General features: G+C 70.8%; 21 protein-coding genes. 9 read left to right on the forward strand and 12 right to left on the reverse strand.

What is annotated here, in order from left to right; genetic code table 11:
- Positions 1–40 precede the first annotated feature (40 nt).
- The 5 genes from ABCR83_RS15250 to ABCR83_RS15270 form a co-directional block, all read right to left on the reverse strand.
- On the reverse strand, positions 41–1,198 hold the full coding sequence (locus tag ABCR83_RS15250) for an NAD(P)/FAD-dependent oxidoreductase (RefSeq protein ID WP_462695531.1): 1,158 nt from the start codon (positions 1,196–1,198) through the stop codon (positions 41–43).
- 41 nt (positions 1,199–1,239) lie between these two features.
- Positions 1,240–2,610, reverse strand: a complete 1,371-nt coding sequence (locus ABCR83_RS15255; protein WP_462695532.1) for an aminopeptidase P family protein — start codon at positions 2,608–2,610, stop codon at positions 1,240–1,242.
- Between the two features lie 134 nt (positions 2,611–2,744).
- Positions 2,745–3,737 (reverse strand): helix-turn-helix domain-containing protein, encoded by a 993-nt coding sequence (locus ABCR83_RS15260; protein WP_462695533.1) that lies wholly within the window; start codon positions 3,735–3,737, stop codon positions 2,745–2,747.
- A 67-nt stretch (positions 3,738–3,804) separates the two neighbouring features.
- Positions 3,805–4,266 (reverse strand): DUF6508 domain-containing protein, encoded by a 462-nt coding sequence (locus ABCR83_RS15265; RefSeq protein WP_462695534.1) that lies wholly within the window; start codon positions 4,264–4,266, stop codon positions 3,805–3,807.
- A 127-nt stretch (positions 4,267–4,393) separates the two neighbouring features.
- Positions 4,394–5,791: an MFS transporter gene (locus ABCR83_RS15270; protein ID WP_462695535.1), complete on the reverse strand. Its 1,398-nt coding sequence runs from the start codon at positions 5,789–5,791 to the stop codon at positions 4,394–4,396.
- 155 nt (positions 5,792–5,946) lie between these two features.
- On the opposite strand from ABCR83_RS15270, the gene ABCR83_RS15275 reads away from it, so the two are divergent.
- On the forward strand, positions 5,947–6,819 hold the full coding sequence (locus ABCR83_RS15275) for a helix-turn-helix transcriptional regulator (protein ID WP_462695536.1): 873 nt from the start codon (positions 5,947–5,949) through the stop codon (positions 6,817–6,819).
- Between the two features lie 150 nt (positions 6,820–6,969).
- A complete protein-coding gene (locus tag ABCR83_RS15280; RefSeq protein ID WP_462695537.1) occupies positions 6,970–8,109 on the forward strand; it encodes an NHL repeat-containing protein in 1,140 nt (379 codons plus the stop codon).
- Positions 8,110–8,274: 165 nt separating this feature from the next.
- On the opposite strand, the gene ABCR83_RS15285 is transcribed toward ABCR83_RS15280, so the two are convergent.
- A complete protein-coding gene (locus tag ABCR83_RS15285; protein ID WP_462695538.1) occupies positions 8,275–8,664 on the reverse strand; it encodes a cupin domain-containing protein in 390 nt (129 codons plus the stop codon).
- Between the two features lie 82 nt (positions 8,665–8,746).
- Complete coding sequence (locus ABCR83_RS15290) at positions 8,747–9,643, reverse strand: alpha/beta hydrolase (protein ID WP_462695539.1); 897 nt, start codon at positions 9,641–9,643, stop codon at positions 8,747–8,749.
- 95 nt (positions 9,644–9,738) lie between these two features.
- On the opposite strand from ABCR83_RS15290, the gene ABCR83_RS15295 reads away from it, so the two are divergent.
- A complete protein-coding gene (locus ABCR83_RS15295) occupies positions 9,739–10,770 on the forward strand; it encodes a helix-turn-helix domain-containing protein (RefSeq protein ID WP_462695540.1) in 1,032 nt (343 codons plus the stop codon).
- A 223-nt stretch (positions 10,771–10,993) separates the two neighbouring features.
- Positions 10,994–11,329 carry a WCX domain-containing protein gene (locus tag ABCR83_RS15300; RefSeq protein WP_462695541.1) on the forward strand — a complete coding sequence of 112 codons (336 nt, stop codon included), beginning with the start codon at positions 10,994–10,996 and terminating at the stop codon, positions 11,327–11,329.
- A gap of 18 nt (positions 11,330–11,347) precedes the next feature.
- Here ABCR83_RS15300 and ABCR83_RS15305 read toward each other — a convergent pair whose 3' ends face one another.
- Positions 11,348–12,301 (reverse strand): hypothetical protein, encoded by a 954-nt coding sequence (locus tag ABCR83_RS15305; protein WP_462695542.1) that lies wholly within the window; start codon positions 12,299–12,301, stop codon positions 11,348–11,350.
- 366 nt (positions 12,302–12,667) lie between these two features.
- Here ABCR83_RS15305 and ABCR83_RS15310 point away from each other — a divergent pair, with 366 nt between their 5' ends.
- The 4 genes from ABCR83_RS15310 to ABCR83_RS15325 all read left to right on the forward strand — a co-directional run bounded on the left by ABCR83_RS15310 (position 12,668) and on the right by ABCR83_RS15325 (position 17,051).
- Positions 12,668–13,717, forward strand: coding sequence for a helix-turn-helix transcriptional regulator (locus ABCR83_RS15310; RefSeq protein ID WP_462695543.1), 1,050 nt, complete (start codon positions 12,668–12,670; stop codon positions 13,715–13,717).
- Between the two features lie 153 nt (positions 13,718–13,870).
- Positions 13,871–14,899: an L-threonine 3-dehydrogenase gene (tdh, locus tag ABCR83_RS15315; RefSeq protein WP_462695544.1), complete on the forward strand. Its 1,029-nt coding sequence runs from the start codon at positions 13,871–13,873 to the stop codon at positions 14,897–14,899.
- 45 nt (positions 14,900–14,944) lie between these two features.
- Positions 14,945–16,138: a glycine C-acetyltransferase gene (locus tag ABCR83_RS15320; RefSeq protein ID WP_462695545.1), complete on the forward strand. Its 1,194-nt coding sequence runs from the start codon at positions 14,945–14,947 to the stop codon at positions 16,136–16,138.
- A gap of 4 nt (positions 16,139–16,142) precedes the next feature.
- On the forward strand, positions 16,143–17,051 hold the full coding sequence (locus ABCR83_RS15325; protein WP_462695546.1) for a LysR family transcriptional regulator: 909 nt from the start codon (positions 16,143–16,145) through the stop codon (positions 17,049–17,051).
- A 630-nt stretch (positions 17,052–17,681) separates the two neighbouring features.
- Here the strand turns inward: ABCR83_RS15325 and ABCR83_RS15330 are convergent.
- Positions 17,682–18,083: an ArsR/SmtB family transcription factor gene (locus ABCR83_RS15330; protein ID WP_462695547.1), complete on the reverse strand. Its 402-nt coding sequence runs from the start codon at positions 18,081–18,083 to the stop codon at positions 17,682–17,684.
- Between the two features lie 57 nt (positions 18,084–18,140).
- Here ABCR83_RS15330 and ABCR83_RS15335 point away from each other — a divergent pair, with 57 nt between their 5' ends.
- A complete protein-coding gene (locus ABCR83_RS15335; protein WP_462695548.1) occupies positions 18,141–19,361 on the forward strand; it encodes an MFS transporter in 1,221 nt (406 codons plus the stop codon).
- A 119-nt stretch (positions 19,362–19,480) separates the two neighbouring features.
- On the opposite strand, the gene ABCR83_RS15340 is transcribed toward ABCR83_RS15335, so the two are convergent.
- The 3 genes from ABCR83_RS15340 to ABCR83_RS15350 all read right to left on the reverse strand — a co-directional run bounded on the left by ABCR83_RS15340 (position 19,481) and on the right by ABCR83_RS15350 (position 20,690).
- Positions 19,481–19,717 (reverse strand): hypothetical protein, encoded by a 237-nt coding sequence (locus tag ABCR83_RS15340; protein ID WP_462695549.1) that lies wholly within the window; start codon positions 19,715–19,717, stop codon positions 19,481–19,483.
- Positions 19,718–19,914: 197 nt separating this feature from the next.
- On the reverse strand, positions 19,915–20,526 hold the full coding sequence (locus ABCR83_RS15345) for a disulfide bond formation protein B (RefSeq protein WP_462695550.1): 612 nt from the start codon (positions 20,524–20,526) through the stop codon (positions 19,915–19,917).
- Positions 20,523–20,690, reverse strand: a complete 168-nt coding sequence (locus ABCR83_RS15350) for a hypothetical protein (protein ID WP_462695551.1) — start codon at positions 20,688–20,690, stop codon at positions 20,523–20,525. Before ABCR83_RS15350 ends, ABCR83_RS15345 begins: the two co-directional genes overlap by 4 nt.
- Positions 20,691–20,697 lie beyond the last annotated feature (7 nt).

Raw genomic sequence — 20,697 nt, forward strand, 5'->3', positions numbered from 1 at the left:
CCTCTCAGGGTGCTCGGCGGTCTCAGGTGGCTCAGGTGACTCAGGGAGCTCGGAGGGTGAAGCGTCCGGGGTTGAACGGTCCGATGTCCAGAGGTGGTTCACCGCCGGTCAGGCAGCGGGCGATCAGCAGCCCGGTGGCCGGGGCGAGGCCGATTCCGGCGCCTTCGTGCCCGGCGGCGTGCAGCAGTCCGGGGGCGCGGGGGTCGGGGCCGATCGCGGGCAGGTGGTCCGGGAGGTAGGGGCGGAACCCGGCGTAGCCGCGCATCGCACGAACCCGTGCCAGGACCGGGAAGAGCGCCGTGGCCTGGGCCGCGAGGCGGCCCAGGGCCTGGGTCGACAAGGTCCGGTCGAAGCCGACCCGTTCCCGGCTGGCGCCGATCAGCACCGGCCCGGCCGGAGTGCCCTCGACCACCGCCGAGGTCTGCAAGGCGGCCGAATCGCTGGCCACATCGGCCACATAGTCCGCGGCGTACACCTTGTGCCGCACCACTCGCGGCAGCGGTTCGGTGACCAGGACAAAGCCCCGGCGGGGCAGCAGGGGCAGCTCCACACCCGCCAGCCGGGCGAGTTCACCGCCCCAGGTACCGCCGGCGTTGACGACACACGGCGCATGGATCGCACCGGCCGCCGTCCGTACCCCGCGCACCTCCCCGCCCGCTCCGGTGATCACGCCGGTGACCTCCTCCCCCAGTCTCAGACGCACCCGGCCGCCGCCCACGCGCAGCAGATGTGCCGCTGCCAGCGCGGGCATCACCTGGGCGTCCTGTGGATAGTGGAAGGCACCGGCCAGGCCGGGGGTCAGGTGGGGCTCAAGGTCGTGCAGCCGGTCCGCCGGGATCTCCTCGGCGGTGACGCCCGCCTTCTGCTGTCCTGCCGCGAGGGCGCGCAGGGCACGCATTCCGGGCTCGCCGGAGGCGACGACCAGGCCGCCCTTGGGCTCGTACTCGATCTGTGGCGGGAGCAGTTCGGCCAGCTCCCGCCACAATCCGGTGGACAGCAGGGCGAGTTCGAGTTCGGGGCCGGGCTCCTTGTCGGAGACCAGGAGGTTTCCCTCACCGGCGCCCGTGGTGCCGCCGGCGACGGGGCCGCGGTCGATCACGGTGACGGAGAGGCCGGCCAGGGCGGCGTAGTAGGCGCAGGCCGCGCCGACCACGCCCGCCCCGATGACGATGACATCCGGCGAGTTGCTCGTGGACACCTCAGTAACATTTCACATTGCACTGGATGCTGCCAAGAGCTTCACCGTTCCATCAGGGAACCCATCCACTCCTCGATCGCGTCCGGGGTGCGCGGCAGCGCCCCGGACATCAGCCGGGCCCCTTCCGCGGTGATCACCAGGTCGTCCTCGATGCGCACCCCGATGCCGCGCAGTTCGGGCGGCAGGGTCTCGTCGTCGCCCTGGAGGTAGAGCCCCGGCTCCACGGTCAGCACCTGCCCCTCCTCCAGCACCCCGTCCGGATACGCCGCGGCCCGCGCCCGGGCGCAGTCATGGACGTCCAGGCCGAGCATGTGCCCGCTGCTGCACAGGGTGTAGCGGCGGTGGAGGTCACCCTCCGCGCTCTTCAGCACGCCCCACTCGACGAGCCCCTCGGCGATCACCCGCATGCAGGCCCGGTGGAAGTCGCGGAAGCCGGCGCCCGGCTTCAGTGCGGCGATGCCCGCCTCCTGGGCGGCCAGCACCAGTTCATAGACCTGCCGCTGCACCGGCGAGAAGCGCCCGGAGAGCGGCAGGGTGCGGGTGATGTCGGCGGTGTAGAGGCTGTCGGTCTCCACGCCCGCGTCCAGCAGCAGCAACTCCCGGGCGTCCAGCGGCCCGTCATTGCGTATCCAGTGCAGTACGCAGGCGTGTGCACCGGAGGCCGCGATGGTCTCGTAGCCGGTGCCATTGCCCTCGGCGCGGGCCCGCAGGCCAAAGACGCCCTCGATCCAGCGCTCGCCGCGCGGATGGGCGAGGGCCCGCGGCAGGGCCCGTACGACATCCTCGAAGCCGCTTGCCGTATGGTCCACCGCGAGCTGGAGCTGGCCGACCTCCCAGGCATCCTTGACCAGCCGCAATTCGCTCAGCGCGGTGGCCAGTTCGGGGTCCTGGGCCGCATTGCGGCCCGGCGGGAGCCGGTCGTACGAGTCCAGGTGCACGCACCGGATTCCGGTCATCCGCTCCGCCTCCGCGAGGTCGGGGCGGCGGCCCACCCAGAACTCGCCATAGCGGCGGTCCCGGTAGAACTCCCCGCCCGAGCGCGGTGAGCGCGGACGGACATGGAGCACCGCCTGATGACCACAGGGCCCGTCCGGCTCCAGGACCAGGACATGCCCCGCCTGCTCCTCACCGGCCAGACCGGTCAGCCAGGTGTAGGCGCTGTGTGGACGGAAGCGGTGGTCGCAGTCGTTGGAGCGGACCCGCAACTCCCCGGCCGGGACGATCAGTCGCTCGCCCGGGAAGCGGGCCGACAGCCGGGTGCGGCGGCCGAGGGCCAGGTCGGCGACGGACAGCCGGATGTCCTGGGGCAGTGGGGTGGCCGCCCAGCCACTGACCATGGAGCGCTCAAGTTCGAGTGAAACGGGCAGATCGTGGCTGACTGTGCGCAGTTTTGCGGTCGTTGACTCATTCATGGAGCCCCTCCCTTGGACACAGGCGAGTAACGGAGTTGCCGGCACCTTGGCTGTGCAATTTCACATTACTATGTCACCGGTCACATTCCAGCCGCGCACGTTCCGGTGGTTCGCCGGCAGAGGACGCCTTGCCGTCAGCCCGTCCCGGGCCCGAAGCGACGCCGGTACGCCGACGGAGTGATGCCCGTCTCCCGACGCATCAACGCACGCAGATTGGCGCCGGTGCCGAGCCCGCTGCGCTGCGCGACGACTTCGAAGCGGGACTCACCTCGCTCGATCAACCGGCAGGCCAGGGCAAGTCGTTCCCCCGTGAGCCACGCCAACGGCGTCGTGCCCAGCTGTGCCTGGAAGCGGCGATGCAGCGTCGCCGGGCTGACCGCCGCGCGCGCCGCCAGGTCGGACACCGTGAGCGGTGCGTCCAACCGCTCCTGGGCCCAGGTCAGGACAGGAGCCAGCGACTCGTCCGGCGGGTCGGGCATGGGGCGCTCCACGAACTGCCGCTGCCCACCGTCCCGGTGTGCCGCGAAAACCAGCCGCCGGCTCACCGAGTTGGCGATCTCCGCACCGTAGTCGCGGCGCACCACATGCAGCCCGAGGTCGAGCGCGGCCGCGCTCCCCGCGGCGGTGAGGATGTCGCCGTCATCGACGAACAGCACGTCCGATTCGAGTCGGACAGCGGGGAAGCGGGCCCGGAAGGAGTCCGCCCACTGCCAGTGCGCGGTGGCCCGCCGCCCGTCCAGGACTCCGGCCTCGGCCAGGGTGAAGGCGCCGCTGCAGAAGCCGACCAGGCGGGCACCGCGCGCGTGCGCCCGCCGGATCGCATCGAGCACGGCCCGGCGGCGGGGCACCTCGACGTCGGGACGGTTGGGGACGATCAAGGTGTCCGCCGCGTCGGCCGCTTCCAGACCGGCGACTCCCGTGAGCGTGAAGAATCCGTCCCGCATCAGGGTGTGGGGCTCGGGTGAGCAGAGCCTGAAGTCGTAGAGATCACGGCCGAGCTCGGGCCTGCGCAGGCCGAAGATCTCGGTCGCACAGCCGAGCTCGAAGGGGTTCGAGTTCTCGTCCACGATCACGACGACCCGGGGTACGCCCGGCCCATGAGCCGCGTGCGAGGATTCTTTGGCCATATGCAATTCCTAGCACTCACGCCGGCCGCACGAGAACCGCCGGACAGTGCTCAGGGCCGTACAGTCCTCAGGTACCCGGCCGTTCCTGGTACCACGTGGCCAGCGAGGCCAGCACCGCCTGCAGGACACCTTGCTCCACCGCCTGCCCGATCGTGCCGTCGCACAGCCGCTCCCCCCGAACGATGGCCGTCGCCAGGCGCACCCCGTCGGCGGGGGAAAGCCCCGCGGCACCCGTCGGCATCGCAGGCAGCGGCTGCTGCATCCACGGGTACGCCGGTGTGATCGCCCCGATCTCGACCAGTGCCCGGCGGGCCTGCTCCACCCGCGTCCCGTAGACCGGATAGCCACCCACCACTTCACCGTCGGCCCGCCGTTCCAGCCGTCTCCAGCCGAAGTCGTCCTCGGCATGTGGCAGGTCCGCGAACTCCTGCGCCACCGCCAGCAGCCGGGCCCATCCCCCGGCCCGCTCGGCGGCACTCTCCAACTGCGCCAGGAGCATGGCGTCACCGGGGCTGTCGGTCTCGCTCATCGCAGAACTGTAACCCCGGCATTCGCGCGCTCGCGAATGGCCCGGACGGCCGCTGCACAGCCGGCCGGGCCCGGTCCGCGACGCCACGGCCCACCAGCAGCAAACACGGTGGCCGGCGCCGCTGTCCTCAGCGTCGCGGCAGCAGTGCCCCCGCGCCCAGCGCCGCGGCCGCCAGCAGGCAGGCGGCGAGCAGCAGGCTCTCCCGCATCCCCGCCGCGAAGTCCCCGGCGAGGAGCGCGCCGAAGACGGCGACGCTGAGCGCTCCGCCCGTCTGACGGCCGGTGTTGAGCAGCGCCGCCGCCGTGCCGGCCCGCTCGGCGGCGACACTGTCGAGCACCAGGGAGGTCAGCGCCGGCACGGCGAGGGAGCCGCCGACGCCCAGCGGAACCATCAGCAGGGCGGTCACCCACGCGAGCGTGCCGGTGTCGACGGCGAGCAGCCCGCCGCAGCCCAGCGCGCCGATCAGCAGCCCCACGACGACCACCGTCCGCGGGCCGAAGCGGGAAACCGCGCGCGGCGAGAGGTAGTTGACGCCGGCAGTGATCGCCGCCATCGGCACAAACATCAGCCCGGCGGAGAGCGCCGACTGCCCCCGCTGCTCCTGGAAGAACAGGCTCAGCACGAACACCCCGCCGTAGAAGGCGGCGTTGAGGGCGAAACCCGCGAGGACCGGCACGGTGACCCCGCGCCGCCGGAACAGCTCCAGCGGCAGCATCGGCGTGCGCCGCCGTGCCTCGACGGCCACGAAACCGGCCCCGGACAACACCGCGGCCCCGGCCGCGGCCAGTACGGTGCCGGTGAACCCGTTGTGCCCGCCCTCGATCACGGCGAAGGTCAGCGAGGCCAGCGCCAGTACCGCCGTCAGCTGCCCCGGCAGGTCGAACGCGACCGGGTGGCGCGGGGAGCGCGCCGCCCGCAGCAGGGCCATAAAACCGACGAGCCCGGCAGGCGCGTTGAGGAAGAACACGGCGCGCCAGCTCCACACCGTGGTGAGCAGCCCGCCCAGGACGGGCCCCGCGGCGATGGCCACCGCGCCGCCGACCGTCCACAGGGCGACGGCCCGCGCCCGCCCGCCCGAGTCGGGGAACGCCTGCCGGATCAGCGCCAGCGAGGCGGGCATCATCACCGCCGCCGCGCTTCCCTGCACCACGCGCGCCGCCGTCAGCGCCCCGAGCGTCGGAGCCGCCCCGCAGGCCAGCGAGGCGAGGGTGAAGACACCGAGCCCCCAGGCGTAGGCGCGCCGCGCGCCCACTGCGTCCGAGAGCGCACCGGCGGAGAGCATCAGCGCCGCGAACATCAGGGTGTAGCTGTCGACGACCCACTGGAGCCCGGACATCGAGCCGCCGAGTTCTCCCCGCAGGGCGGGCAGCGCCACATTGAGCCCGGAGACGTCGACTGTGATCATGAAGAAGCCGAGGACGGCGGCGGTCAGCGCCGCGACGGCGGAGCCCGGCCGCCCCGGCTCGCCCCGGGTGCCTGCCCTCGCCCCGACTCCCGTGCCTGCCGCGGACTGCGTCGCGCTCATCGTTGCACTGCTCCTCACTGTGCCGTCCCCGTCGGATACGGAAGACAGCCTGCTCGGCGGGTGCGGGCCCCGGCAGACCGGGCCGTGCGGGGGAGCGCGGTGCCTGGCCCTGGTACGGCCTCCCTGGCCGGACGGCCCTTTGCGACAATGGCCGGATGAGTGAAGGTACGGAACTGGGCCGCTTTCTCCGCGCCCGCCGCGGGCAGGTCCGCCCGCAGGACGTGGGCCTGCCCGTCGGCACCGGCATCCGCCGCACCCCGGGACTGCGCCGCGAGGAGCTGGCGACGCTGGCCGGGGTCAGCGTCGACTACTACACGCGATTGGAACGCGGCCGCGAGACCCGGCCCTCGCCCGCCGTCGTCGCCGCCCTCGGCGAGGTGCTCCAGCTCTCCGCCGACGCGTTGCGCCGGCTGCACGAGCTGGTGGCGCTCGCCGCGGGCCAGGCGTCGGCGCCGTGCCCGGGCCCGGCGCGTGCGGTGCGGGAGTCGGTCCGCATCCTGCTGGAGACGCTGCGCCCCGCGCCGGCGTATGTGGTCAGCCGCACCAACGACCTGCTGGCCGCCAACCGGCCCGGCCTGCGCCTGTTCCCCGGCATCACGGACTGGCCGCGGGAGCGCCGCAACATCACCCGCTATATGTTCCTGCACCCCATGGGCCGCAGGCTGTACCACGACTGGGAGAAGGTGGCAGCGCACAGCGCGGCCCACCTGCGCGCGATGGCGGGCGCCGACCCGGACATGCCGGAGCTGGCCCAGCTCGTCGGTGAACTCGTGGTGAAGAGCCCGGAGTTCGCCCGGCTGTGGGAGCGGTACGACGTGCACGCGCGCAGCGGCGGCCAGAAGCACTTCCGGCACCCGGAGGTCGGCTCGATGTGCCTCACCTTCGAGGTGATGGCGATCTACCGCACGGACGGCCAGCGCCTCGTCACCTACCAGGCGCCGCCCGGCACCCCGGACCACGACGCGATGCTGCTGCTGGACATGGCCAGCCCCGAGGAGGCGGCGCTCCCCGAGAGGGCCGGGCGGTAGCGACCGGCAACTACCCGCGTCCTGGACTCCGATCAGCAGCTCCCAACCCGTCACCCACACGGATGAATCCAGCGCGACCGTCAACTGACTGTCGGGACATACCGCTTCCATGGATCCGTCGATGAGAGGCTGCGCGCACCAGGGGGAGATGTGGACCGCCGCACATTTCACAGTCGGCTGCTCGCCCTGGGCGGCCTGACCGTGGCCGGGGCGCTGGCCGGGCCGCCGGAGGGAGCGGCGGCCGGTCCGGGGAGCAAGGGGGTGCCGGGTCGGTGGTCGGTGGTGGAGTACGAGCTGCCGTTCGCCGAAGAGACGCATGAGATCGTCAAAATGCCGGGCAGGCCGATGGCGTTGGTGTCCCAGATGTCCGACAGCCGTCTGGTGAAGCTGCGGCTTGACCCGCGTACCGAGCGGGTGACGGGCATCAAGGCGTTTCCTCTCGGGCCGTCGGGCGCGCTGTTGCACGGGCTGGCGGTCTCGGCGCGGCATCCCGGGAGGATCTGGGCCACGCACGAGGGCGGGAACCGGTTGCTTCTGGTGGATCCGGGGGCGGATGCGCTCGATGCCGCGCCACGCGTGGAGCGGGAGATCGGCATTCCCGGCGGCGGCCGAGGGCCGCACTACGTCCATGAGTACGGCGACGTGCTGTGGGTGACGTTGAAGGAGAGCAACCAGGTGCTGGCCCTGGACCCTGAGCGTCCGGCCCGCCACCGGCTCTTCGAGGCGAGGTCCCAGCCCATTTTCGCCGGCCGGCACCCGGTCAGCGGGGACTTCTACGTCAGCCAGGACAGCGCGAGCTCGTTGCTGCGGATCGACCCGCGAAGCGGGCGTACGTCGCAGATCCCGGTCCCGGCCGAGCGAGGCAGGACACCGGTGGGGCTGATCAGCGGGCCTGGTGGCATCTGGGTGGTGCTGCTCGGCACGGCGGAGGCGGGAACCGGCACATTCGGCCGGATCGACGAGAGCGGGCGGATCGACTGGCACCGGCTGCGCAGTCCGCAGGGGCGTTCGGCGGGGCTGCTGCACCTGGCCTTCGATCCGCCGGGCACCGGGCGCGGGCCCGGTCTGTGGCTGCTGGGATCGTCGATCGTCTCCGGCACAGCGCAGGACCTCGTGGTCCGGGTGCGGTTCGACTCGTCCTGGAAGCAGGTCGTCGGGGAGGGGTACGCGGCACTGCCGACGCAGCGTTGCAAGGCGCATCGTCTGCTGCCGTTGCAGCGCAGTGTCCTTGCGACCGAGCTGACGACCGCCAGGGTGGCACAGCTGACCGTTCCCGGGGACCGCCGCTGAGCCGCGAAACCGAGGCCCTGCGGCGCCGGCCCGGACCAGGACCGGGTTCGGTCCGATGAGCCGTGCATGAGCCGTGCATGACCCATCGGACACGCCTCGGGCATCGTGGTCCTGGTCGAACCCGGTCCGGCTGATGCGGCGGTTCGTTCGCGGCGCCAACGGCGCCTAGGCTGCGGTCCGTTCCTCGAGACGGCTGCCCTGCGCCATGACGACGGCCATGATGTCGCTGGGGACATCCAGCTCGATGCGGTGCCATCGCCCGCGCGGCACGATGACCGCGGTGCCGGCCGCCAGCTTGATCTCCTCCTCGTCTTCTCCCGGCTGCTCCGGACGGAAGTAGAGGCGTATCCCGCCGGTGAGGCAGGACACGACTTCTTCCGCGTCGGGGTGGACTTCCCAATAGTCGGCGTGAACGTCGGCGTTGGTCTCCACATGGAAGGTCATCAACTGCCAGCCGTCCCGCCCGGCGTCGAACACCGGCTGTTCGGCCTGCGCCTGGCCGTCTTGGTGAAAGCGGACAAAGGACTCGAAGAGATCGATCGGGGTGACAGTCATGCCGAGACGTCCTTCCTGCGGTGATCTTTCATCTGATGGGCTGTGGCATGGAGGGTGGCCGGTCCGGCCGGCCGCGGCCGCGTCACTCGGCCAGGGCGCGGCGCAAAACTGCGCCGAGTTCGGCGAGTTGCCGCTGGGACACCTCGGCGGACAGGATCGCCTGCGACCCGTGGAACGTGCCCGGCCACTGGTGCAGCTCGACCGGTACGCCCGCCTGCAGCAGGCGCACCGCGTAGTCGATGTCCTCGTCGCGGTTGGGGCAGAACTCCGCGGTGGCCACGTAGGCGGGTGGCAGGCCGGCCAGATCGGTGGCCCGCGCCGGGGCGGCGTACGGCGAGGCGGGCGTGAAGCCCAGGTAGTGCCGCCATAGTTGGGTGACCTTGTCGCGGTTCATCCAGGGCGTGTTGGTGAACTGCTGCGCCGACCACGCCGTCTGCCGGTCGTCGAGCCCGGGCTGGTTGAGGAGTTGGAAGCGGATCGGCGGCCCCTGCTGGTCACGCGCCCGCAGCGCCAGTGCGGCCGCGAGCCCCCCGCCGGCGCTGTGGCCGCCGACCGCGATCCGTCCCGGGTCGATGCCGAGCTCGAGTGCGCGCTCGGCCGTCCAGGTCAGTACGGCGTAGACGTCGTCCAGTGCGGCCGGGAACGGGTTCTCAGGAGCCAGGCGGTAGTTCACCGAGATCACCACCGCGCCGGAGCCGTCGGCGAGCCGGGCGGCCCACGGGTGTTCGGTGTCCAGGTTGCCCATGACGAATCCGCCGCCGTGCAGCCAGACGATGGCGCCCTGTGCCCGGTGCGGGCGGTAGATCCGCACCGCCACCTCCGGGTCGGCGGGCACGGTGCGGTCCTCCATCTCCAGTTTGGTGATGTCCGGTGCCGGTACCGCGGCGGCCAGTTTGGCGAAGTTCTTGCGCTCGGTGAGCGGGTCGGCCAGGTCGGCCGGGGGGAACAAGGCGATGAATGCCTCGAGTTCGGGATCCATGCGACCATCCTCACAGTCGCCACCCCCGGAGTTCGCCCGCCGACCGTCGGGCATCCAGCCCGGATCTCGCGCCGATCGGCGCCTATCCTTCTGCCATGGAGGCACTGGCCCTGCGCCTGTCGGGACTCGATCCGTACGTCGACGGCGCGATCCGCATCATCGCGTTCTACGACACCCTGATGCGCCGGCGGGTGGACCTTCCGGCGCTCGCCCGGGCGTCGGCGGGCCTGGCCGAGTGCGTGGCCGGGATCCGGCTCCACGGCACGGGGCGGGCGATCCGCTTCTCGCCCGACGGCAGGGAAGCATCCGTCCCGCCGCACCTCGCGTCCCCCACGGCGCCGATCGCGCTCGACGAGGAGGAGATCGGCACGGTGTGGCTGGAACGCCCCGGCTCGCCCAACCCGCTCGACGAAGTGCTCCTCGACCGGCTCGCCATCGCCGTCGCGGCGGTCGTCGAGAGGTATGGGCCGGCCCGTACCACCATGGCCGACCCCGCCCTCGTCGAACTGGTGATCAGTACCGACGGCGACGAGGCGGCCAGGGCCCGGGCGCTACGGCTCCTGGGTTTCGCCGCGGATCTGCCGGTCCGCGTCGTCGCCGTACGGTCGCGGCTTCCGCTCGACCGGGTCGGCGGCCTGGTCTGCCCGGCGCGCCCGGTGAAGGCGGCGCCGCTCGCCGACGTGGGCGTCATCCTGGCCACCACGGTGGACGCGGACCGGATTCCGGCAGGTGTACGTGCAGGCATCGGCGCCGCCGGAGACCCCGGCCGGTCCTGGTGGGAGGCCCGCACCGCGCTCCGCTTCAGCACCCCGCGCCAACCGGTCGTCCACTATGCCGGTCTGGGGGCGTTGGCGCTGCTCGCGCAGGTGCCCGAGGGCGCCGCGCGGGAGAACGCCGACGTGACCGCGATCGCCCGGCTGGCCGAAAGCCCGGAGGATCTGGAGACGCTGGACGCCTATTGCGCCGCCGGCTCGCTGCGCCGGGCCGCGGACCTGCTCCACCTGCATCACAGCAGCGTCTCGCGCCGGCTCGACCAGATCGGGAAGACCCTGGGCATCGAACTCACCGAGCCCACCGGGCTGATACGGGCCAGACTCGCCCTCATCACCTGGCGGTTACTCGGCTGACGGGTGACCGCCCGGCCGGGGCCCGGTGGAGTCGGTACCGGAGGCCCCCGGGGTCACACCGCGCGGCCCAGCCAGGCCGCCAGCCGGCCGTACGCGTCCGCACCCTCCGGAGCGGGTCGTACCGGCGCGGTCGGCCGCGGCTCTTCCGCGCGGACCGAGTCGCCTCCGTGACCGTCAGCGGAGCGGCCGTGCACCGCCGGGCAAGCGTCGAACTGGCGGACGTGTGGGCGGTGCTGCGCCGCGAGGTCGAACAGCGGCCGACGGACGTCCTCGTGACGGCACGGGTGCGCCGTTCCCGCCTCGACATGCTGCTGCGGCTGCGGGGCCGCCGACCGGAGGTGACCCGGCGACCGTCGAGTTCGCGTTCCCCGCGCCCAGCGCGGCACGAGCGCTGCTGGGGTACGGCCGGGACGTGGAGGCCATCGCCCCGGACGAGATCCGCGAGGACCTGGCCCGGGTGGCGGCGGAGGCGGCGGCACTGTACGGCGACGCCCGTCGGTGCGCGCATGGGCATGCTTTCGCGGATGGCGGTATCACGCGGCAGTCTCCCGCCACGTGATACCGCGCGCTCGTCACCTCATACGAGCCTGATGGCGATCGCCCAGGCCACGATCGATGCCGCATCAGGTGTGTCGTGGTCCTTGGAAGAGGCGGTCACATACTGCTGGGTGTCGTTGACGACCGGCTGCAGATTCCACAGCAAGTTGCCATCGGCGTGGTAGAAGACCCGCGCACCGATACCGGTCAGCGACCACCCGTCGTCCACCTGCGCCGTGGCGGTGGGGTGTTGTGCCGCGGCGCCCGACCCGGAGAAGGCGTGGGAGAGCACGGTGCCGACCGGCAGCGACTTCGGAATACCCATCACATAGCTGGTGATCCTGGCGAAATCATCGACCATGTGATCCTTTGAACGCACCGTCCAGGTGGAACCGGAGGAAGAGGACGACGCCATGGCGGGGTACGAGGCGGTGGCGATGTTGCCCTTCCCCGTCCAATCCACCTTGAACCCGCCACCGATCATCACGCACCGGTCGGAATTGATACTGGCGCTGGCCTGGGGGTAATGTGCCGGAGCACCGCTGGGCCGGGAACTGCTGCACGAGTTGACCCAGGCGCGCAACTGCTCCCTGTCCACACCCTCTATCTTCAGGCCGATCGCGTAGCCGTTGAGCTCGTGCGCCTGGCGGCTGCCGTTGTGGTCCTTCGAGGACACAATCCACGACGAGAGGTCGTTGCTCGGATAGGAAGCGGTCAGGTACGCGCCGTAGGGGTACTCCGCTCCCGTCGCGCCCCCGCCGACCGCGATCATCGAGGGGTCGGTGACCTGGACCCGGTGATCGGTCCAGATCTCCTGTGCCGGCTGGGCGAGTTCACTGAAGACCGCCACGGTGATGCGGCCGCTCGCGTCGTGATACCTCGCCACTTCGGTGGGGCGCCCCTGCGCGGATCTCTCCGGAAGGGGCCGATGATCGACCGCCGCTGCCGAGCCGCCCAGCTGAACCCCGAACATGGCCAGCAGGACCCCGAACAACGCGAGTACGAGCTTGGGTCTCCTCGATCTGCGCATGATCTCCTCCTCTGCACGGATACCTGACTGTGGCCCGGCCGCGAATCCTCCGGAAATCCCCAAAGTTGGCGGGGTGGAAGTCGGCCATGGTTGTGGTATGGGCGGCGGAAGACGGGCCGGCCTTCTCTTCTGCCCCTCCGCGCTGCAGAGGCCGACGCGGGCTGGTAACAGGTCACCGTGGTCCGCTCAGTGAACCGGCCCTTTCCGCTTGCCGGTGCCCTCGACATCCTCGGAATCCGGGGACTTTCCAGGAGAGCGAACCCTCGTCGGCGCCGGCCGCGCCCATAAATGATTGTTTCCAGAAGATGGCGGACAGGGGTGAGGACGCTGTTGCGCGGAGATGCATCCCTGGTGGCCCGTTGCCTGGAGGCGGCGACGGGGGAACGGTTCGTCCGGGACGAATTGGCCGAGCTCGTCTCGCGGGCGGTCGGTCCCTGGGTGGCGCATGACGGGCTGCGCCTGTTCGGGATGAACCCGGCCACCGGGACGGTCTCGTTCGGATTCCTGCACGAGTTCAGCCCCGATCTTGTCCGGGAACAGTTGCTTGAGTCCTATCTGGGTGCGGACTCCTTCAGTCCGGTCGACATCGCCCGGCTGCCCGACCTTGTAGGGCTGATCGGTGGTGACAACCGCTCCTTGCCAGGGCAGCGACGCGCCCTGGAGACCTTGACGGCACACGGTGCCGGGTCCGAGCTGCGGTTACTGCTGCGTGACGGCCGGGGCTTATGGGGTCTTCTGGCTCTGCTGCGGGAGGAGGGCGGCAGAGCATTCGGCCCCGATGACGCCGATCGGCTTGCCTGTATCGCCTCACCGCTGGTCACCTTGTTGCGGCGATATGCCGCCGGCGATGACGACCACGGCCGGCCGTACCTGCCGGCCGGGGTCGTCATCGTCGGTGCCGACCACGAGGTGCGTTCCCTCACTCCAGAAGCGCAGGCATGGCTGCGGGAGATCGATCCCGCCCGGGGCCGGGCGCCGCATTGGATGCCGAGCGTGTCAATGCGTGAGATCACCCTCGCCGCGCGTCGCCACCTGATGGACCCGAGTGCTCCACGCCCGGTCGCCTGCAGCCCCACCGCGTTCCTCGGCCGCCGGGTAGCCGTGCACGCCCAGCCCCTCGACGCGGACGGCAACGGCGATATCGCCGTGATCCTCCAGGAAGCCACCGGAGACCTGCTGCTGCCTACGTACTCGGCCTGGCACGGCCTCACCGACCGCGAACGCCAAATCGTCGAGCGTCTGCACTCCGGTGCGGCACCCAAACAGATCGCGCGCGGCCTGAACGTGTCGCTGCACACCGTCAACACCCACGTGAAGGCGATATTCCGCAAGACCGGCGTCAGCAGTCGCGACGAATTGCTCGCCGCACTCGGCTCCTGAACGCGCTCCCACAGGGCGTGAAGGGCAGCTGTGGCCGCGCTTAAGAAATCCTCGATGGACCAGGCGGCCGGCGTAGGGAAGGCTTCCTACTCCGAGACGGGAAGCCAGGGGCTCCCGGGACGTCACAGCACTCTGATGCGCGGGAGCCTTACGTTGAAGGCATTGGTCAAGCAGAAGGCGGAGCCCGGTCTGTGGCTCACCGATATTCCGGAACCGGCCATCGGCCCGGGAGACGTCCTGATCAAGGTGCTGCGCACCGGCATCTGTGGGACGGACCTCCACATCCGGGCGTGGGACGGCTGGGCTCGGCAAGCCATCACCACCCCGCTGACCGTCGGTCACGAGTTCGTCGGTGAGGTCGCGCAGACCGGCCGCGACGTCGCCGACATCAAGGAAGGCGACCTGGTCAGCGGCGAGGGCCATCTGGTGTGCGGGAAGTGCCGCAACTGCCTGGCCGGCCGCCGTCACCTCTGTCGCGCCACGGTCGGCCTCGGCGTCGGCCGGGACGGCGCGTTCGCCGAGTATGTGGCGCTGCCCGCCACCAATGTGTGGGTGCACCGGGTGCCCGTCGACCTCGATGTCGCCGCCGTCTTCGACCCGTTCGGCAACGCCGTGCACACCGCGCTGTCCTTTCCGCTGGTCGGCGAGGACGTGCTGATCACCGGCGCCGGACCGATCGGGATCATGGCCGCGGCCGTCGCACGGCACGCCGGCGCCCGCCATGTGGTGATCACCGATGTCAGTGAGGCGCGTCTTGAGCTGGCCCGGAAGGTGGGTGTCAGCCTCACCCTCAACGTCGCCGAGACCTCGATCGCGGAGGGCCAGCGCCGGATGGGCCTGCGCGAGGGCTTCGATGTCGGCCTGGAGATGTCCGGTCGGCCCGAGGCGATGCGCGACATGATCGCCAATATGACGCACGGCGGCCGGATCGCGATGCTCGGCCTGCCCACTCAGGAGTTCCCCGTCGACTGGGCCCGGATCGTCACCTCGATGATCACGGTCAAGGGCATCTACGGCCGGGAGATGTTCGAGACCTGGTATGCGATGTCCGTGCTGCTGGAGGGTGGTCTCGACCTCGCTCCGGTGATCACCGGCCGGTACCCGTACCGGGACTTCGAGGCCGCCTTCGAGGACGCCGCGAGCGGCCTCGGCGGCAAGGTCATCCTCGACTGGACCTGCTGAGCCCCGCACCCGCCCGCCCCTCCCCCGCTTTTGGAGACGCCCCTCATGTTCGACTCCCTACGTGACGAGCTGCGCAGCACCCTCGATGAGATCCGCGCCGCGGGACTGCACAAGCCCGAGCGTGTGATCGGCACCCCGCAGTCCGCCACCGTCGCGGTCACCGCGGGCGGCCGTCCCGGCGAGGTCCTCAACTTCTGCGCCAACAACTACCTGGGCCTCGCCGACCACCCCGAGGTCGTCGCCGCCGCCCACGACGCGCTCGACCGCTGGGGCTACGGGCTCGCCTCGGTCCGCTTCATCTGCGGTACGCAGGAGGTCCACAAGGAACTGGAGCGGCGGATCTCCGGCTTCCTCGGCCAGGAGGACACCATCCTCTACTCCTCCTGCTTCGACGCCAACGGAGGCGTCTTCGAGACGCTGCTCGGCCCGGACGACGCGGTCATCTCCGACGCCCTCAACCACGCCTCCATCATCGACGGCATCCGGCTCTCCAAGGCCCGCCGCTTCCGGTACGCCAACCGCGACATGGCGGACCTGGAGCGGCAGCTGAAGGAGGCGGAAGGGGCCGGCCGCAAGCTCATCGTCACCGACGGAGTCTTCTCCATGGATGGCTACCTCGCCCCGCTGCGCGAGATCTGCGACCTGGCCGACCGCCATGGCGCCATGGTGATGGTCGACGACTCGCATGCCGTCGGCTTCGTCGGCCCCGGCGGCCGCGGCACCCCCGAACTGCACGGCGTGATGGACCGCGTCGACATCATCACCGGCACCCTCGGCAAGGCCCTCGGCGGCGCCTCCGGCGGCTACGTCGCCGCCCGCGCCGAAATCGTCGCCCTGCTGCGCCAGCGCTCGCGCCCCTATCTCTTTTCCAATTCGCTCGCCCCGGTGATCGCGGCCGCCTCGCTGAAGGTGCTCGACCTGCTGGAGTCGGCGGGAGACCTGCGCGAGCGCCTCAACGCCAACACCGCGCTGTTCCGCTCCCGGATGACCGAGGAGGGCTTCGCCGTGCTTCCCGGCGACCACGCCATCGCGCCGGTGATGATCGGTGATGCGGCGGAGGCGGCGCGCATGGCAGAACTGCTGCTGGAGCGCGGCGTGTACGTCATCGGTTTCTCCTACCCGGTGGTCCCGCAGGGCCAGGCCCGGATCCGCGTACAGCTGTCGGCGGCGCACTCCACCGGGGACGTCAACCGCGCGGTGGACGCGTTCATCGATGCGAGGGCCGTCATGCGAGACTGAGGCCATGATCGAAGCGCGGCGGCTGCACATCCTGCGCGCGGTGGCGGATCACCGCACCGTCACTGCCGCGGCCGCCGCGCTCCACCTCACGCCTTCGGCGGTCTCCCAGCAACTGGCCGCCCTGGAACAGGAGACCGGCCACCGCCTGGTGGAGCGCAGCACCCGCGGTGTACGGCTGACCGCCGCCGGCGAGATCCTGCTCACCCACGCCAACACCGTACTGGCCCAGTTGGAACGGGCCGAGTCGGAGCTGGCCGCGTACGGCGCGGGTGAGGCAGGCACGGTGACCGTCGCGGCCTTCGCGACCGGTATTGCGCTCGTCGTCTCACCCGCGATCACGGCGCTGGCCGCGTCCTCGCCCGGCATTCGGGTCCGCGTCCGGGACGCCGAGGGCGACGCCAGCCTGCTGATGGTCCTCGACCGGCAGGTGGATGTGGCGGTGGCCGTCGAGTACCGGGGCGCCCCGGGCGAGGACGACCCGCGGCTGACCCGGGTTCCCCTCTATGCCGAGCCGTTCGATGCCGTGCTCCCCTTCGGCCATCGGCTCGCCGGCGCACCGCGCGTGGCGGTGGCCGACCTCGCCGAGGACACCTGGATCGGCCCCTACCCCGGCAACCCCTGCCACGACGTGGTGGTGTTGGCCTGCGAGTACGCCGGCTTCGAGCCGCGCCTGGAGCACTCCTCCGACGACTTCCGCGCTGTGGTCGCCCTCGCCTCGGCAGCGGCGGGAGTGGCGCTCGTCCCCCGCTCGGCGCTGCGTGACATGGACCTCACGGGCGTGGTGGTCCGCCCGGTCGACGAGACGGCACCCACTCGCCGGGTCTTCGCGGCGGTGCGCCGCGGCGCCGAGGCCCACCCGCTGCTCCACCCGGTGCTGTCCGCTCTCGAGGCGGCGGCCGCCCCGCAGGAGTGAGGCCCGGTGCGGGGCCGTCGCAGCGGCGGCTCAGGGGGCGGCGGGCACGTCCCTGGCCTGGCGGTAGGCCGAAGACGTCCGACAGCAGCTCACCGGCGGCACAGCTCTGAAGAGGCGTTCACCGCATCGTTCTTCGGTAACGACCGGCGAGTTGAGATATCCGCGATTGCCGCGAGGGCCGCGAACTGCAGTCGGGCCGTCGGATGCCATCAGGCGGCCCCTGTCAGATGATCCATGGGTCGCGCCTCTCCCAGAAAGGGAGTTCCTCGTCCGGTCGCCTGCACAGGCAGGTCGGGTATTCCGCACATGGGTTGGCGCCATGGCACGGCGCGTGCCCGCAGGCCCCGCATCCCAGTACGTCCGGTTCGTGCTCGGCCTCTCCCTTCGGCCGGAACTGCGCGCAGTCACAGGCGGGTTCACCGGCCGAGGCTCCCAGGCACCGCCTGAGGGACATCGCGTGGAGTCCGCGCGGGTGGCCGCACCCTGCGCAGCGCCGTGCCGCCATCCCCGCCATCCGGTCAGCCGACCGGCGCGGGACGGATCATGCGGCGGGTACGGCTGTGGCGCGGCCACGCGCAGGAGGACCGAGACGGCTGGCGCATACATGCCAGGATGCCCGAACCGGCAGCGTCATGGCGAGGGTTCGACGACCCGATCCGGCACCACCATGTCCCCGTTCGCCGGCGCTCGCCCGGCGGAGGGGGCTCCGACTCGGCCGGGGGTGCCGAGGATCGCTTCCAGGAGGCCGGGGAAGCGGTCCTCCATCTCTTCGCGGCGGACTCGGACCACCCGCTTGCGGCCGTCCACGACCGTCCTCGTCAGGCCCGCCTCGCGCAGGACCCGGTAGTGGTGGGAGATGGTCGGGTTGCTCAGGCCCAGGTCCACCCGTTCCACCAGGACCGCGCAGTCGATCGGATCGACGGCCCGGTAGAGCGCGCTCATCAGCGTGCGTCTTCCCGGATCGGCGAGCGCGCTCAGGATGACCGTGAGATCGAACGAGTCGGCGGACGGCTCGGGCAGTGTGCGCGGCACCCGTTGGCTCCTCTCCATTCTTTGATCGTTGTCGAATCATAGACTAACCTCCGCCGTATGACGATTCCACAATCATCGAATTCACTGCCCACCTGGCGGTTCGCCATCCTGGCCATGGGCACGTTTGTGCTCGGGGTCGACGGATTCGTATTGCCCGGGCTGCTCCCAGAGATCTCCTCGGACCTGTCGGTGAGCACGACCACCGCAGGTCAGCTCACCACCGCCTTCGCCATCGCATACGCGATCGGGTCGCCGGTCATCGCGACAGTGACCGGTCGGCTGGATCGGCGCGTCGTCATCGGCGCGGGCATGATCGCCTTCCTCATCGGGATGGTGCTGCAGGCCGCGGGCCCGGTCTATGAGGTCGTGTTGGTGGGCCGGGTCGTCTCGGCGCTGGGCGCGGCGGCGTTCCAGGCCAACGCCTTCGCCGTGGCCGGGGTGCTGGCCCCGCCCGAACAGCGGTCGCGGGCCTTCGCGATGATCGGCGCGGGGTCGGGCCTCGCCTCGGTTCTCGGCGTGCCCTTCGGGCTGCTGATCGGCCAGCTCTGGGGCTGGCGCGGCACCCTGTGGACGATCGTCGTGCTGGCCGCGGTGGCCGCGGTCCTCGCGGGCATCGGAGTGCCCTCGATGACACTGCCCGCGACGACGATGCGCACCAGGTTCGCGGTGCTGGTGAACCCGCGCATGCTCGTGCTGCTCGCGGTGAGCGCCCTGGTGCTCGCGCCGATGTTCCTGATCACCTCCTACTCCGCGGCCGTTGTCGGGGTGAGCACACCGGGCAGCGACAACGCGATCCTGGTGGCGCTGCTGATCTACGGCGCGGGCTTCTTCCTGGGCAACCGGCTGATCGGGAAGTTCGCGGACCGGTACAGCTCGCTGACCGTGCTCACCGCGGGGCTGGGTGTCGTCATCGTCGCGTCGGCCCTGCTGGCCGCGGTCCAGCACTGGTTCGTGCCCACCCTGGCGGCACTGTTCATCCTCGGCCTGATGGGGTCCTCGCTGTTCATCCCCCAGCAGAACCGGGTGTTCGTCGCGGGCGGCGATGTGGCCGCCATCGCGCTGAGTCTCAACGGGTCGATGAACTACCTCGGCACGGCGATCGGCGCCGGCCTCGGCGGTGCCGTGCTGTCCCTGGCGGGTGTGCTCCGGCTCGCCCCGGCCGCCGCCGTTCTCGCCGCCGTGGTGGCGGGCATCGCCCTGCTCACCGCGCCCGAGCGCACGGCGAAGAGGGCACCCGCCGAGACCGAACAGGCCGAGCTCACCACGAACAGCGCCTGACCGGAGGCTGCCGGGCCGCAGCGCGATCCAGCGCCGGGCGTCTGCTGCCCGAAGCTGTGGCGGGTTCGGCACGCGGACCAGTCACAGGCTCCGGGCGTCATCAGCCTCGGCGCCCGGCGTCAGCAGGCGCCGAGACATCTGGTGGTGAAGGCCGGGCGGCCGTTCACCGTGGCGGTGAAGTCTCCGCTGGTGACGCCCTGGCCGTGCTCGTCGTTCCGGGCATCGGTGATCGTCCCGTAGAGCCGGACGTCGTCATCGCCGGGTGTTCTGGCCCTGCAGTCAACGGCGGCCCAGCCCGTGTGCTCGACCGTGGGGTCGGCCCGGCAGGTGAGTTTCCCCTGGAGTCTGATTCCCATGCGGCCGAGGGTGACATCTCCGACGCCTTCGCCGGCGAGGTTCTGCATGAGTCCATTGACCCTGCTGGCGGTGGTCGAACACGCCCCGGAAAGAACCGTGACAAGAGCGGTTCCGGCGATGATTCCGGCGAGACGGCAACGAGGTCGCATGTACTGCCCTTCCTGGTGACCGGCGGTGAACCCTTTTGGCCTTTCGGCTATTTGAGACCGAGGTCGTAGAGAAGCTGATAGCGGACCGGGACATGCGGAAGTACCCAGTGGAAGCCGACCTCGAAGAAAACCGACAGGACATTGGCGGCGACCACCACGAAGAACAGGGCGAGAACAGCCGTCGTGAGCGGCCCGCGGGCCACCCGGGGCGGCGGGGTCAGCTCGACCGCCAGCAGCATGTTGACACCGGCCCACAGGATGACGACGGCGAAACTGACGAAGGCCCAGGTATAGGCGTGCAGGCCCAGCACGGCCGTGCCATAGCCCGGGTCGAGCGCGGCACCCCGGTTGGTGACCTGCCGCAGCGACATCAGCATCCCGACCACCGCGCCGATCAGCGTGAAACCGTATCCCCGGGCGAAGTTGGTGACTGACATCTCGCCGTGCAAGGCCCGGCTGATGATGTAGACCGGTCCCAGACAGGTGAGCATCATCGCCATCCGCTGGAGTATGCACAGCACACACGGGAGCTCCGACATTCCGAACTGGAGGCCGAACGCACTGAGCAGGACGACGCTGTAGGCCAGGACAACCAGGTTCGCACCCCAGTAGCCGACCAATGCCAGATCCCGCTCCACCGAACGCACGGGACGGCTCACAGTGAAACCTCCGTCACGCCTGGCGTAAAGACCTCGTGGATCATCCACCAGCCCACGACGAGCACCAGGGAAAGCCCCCAGAAATACCAGATATGCGGGTCACTCGGCTTCCGTACAAAAAAAATCCAGGTCACCAGAAGCAGCGCGATGATCAAGGTATCCATGACACCT

The sequence above is a fragment of the Streptomyces xingningensis genome, assembly GCF_054957865.1.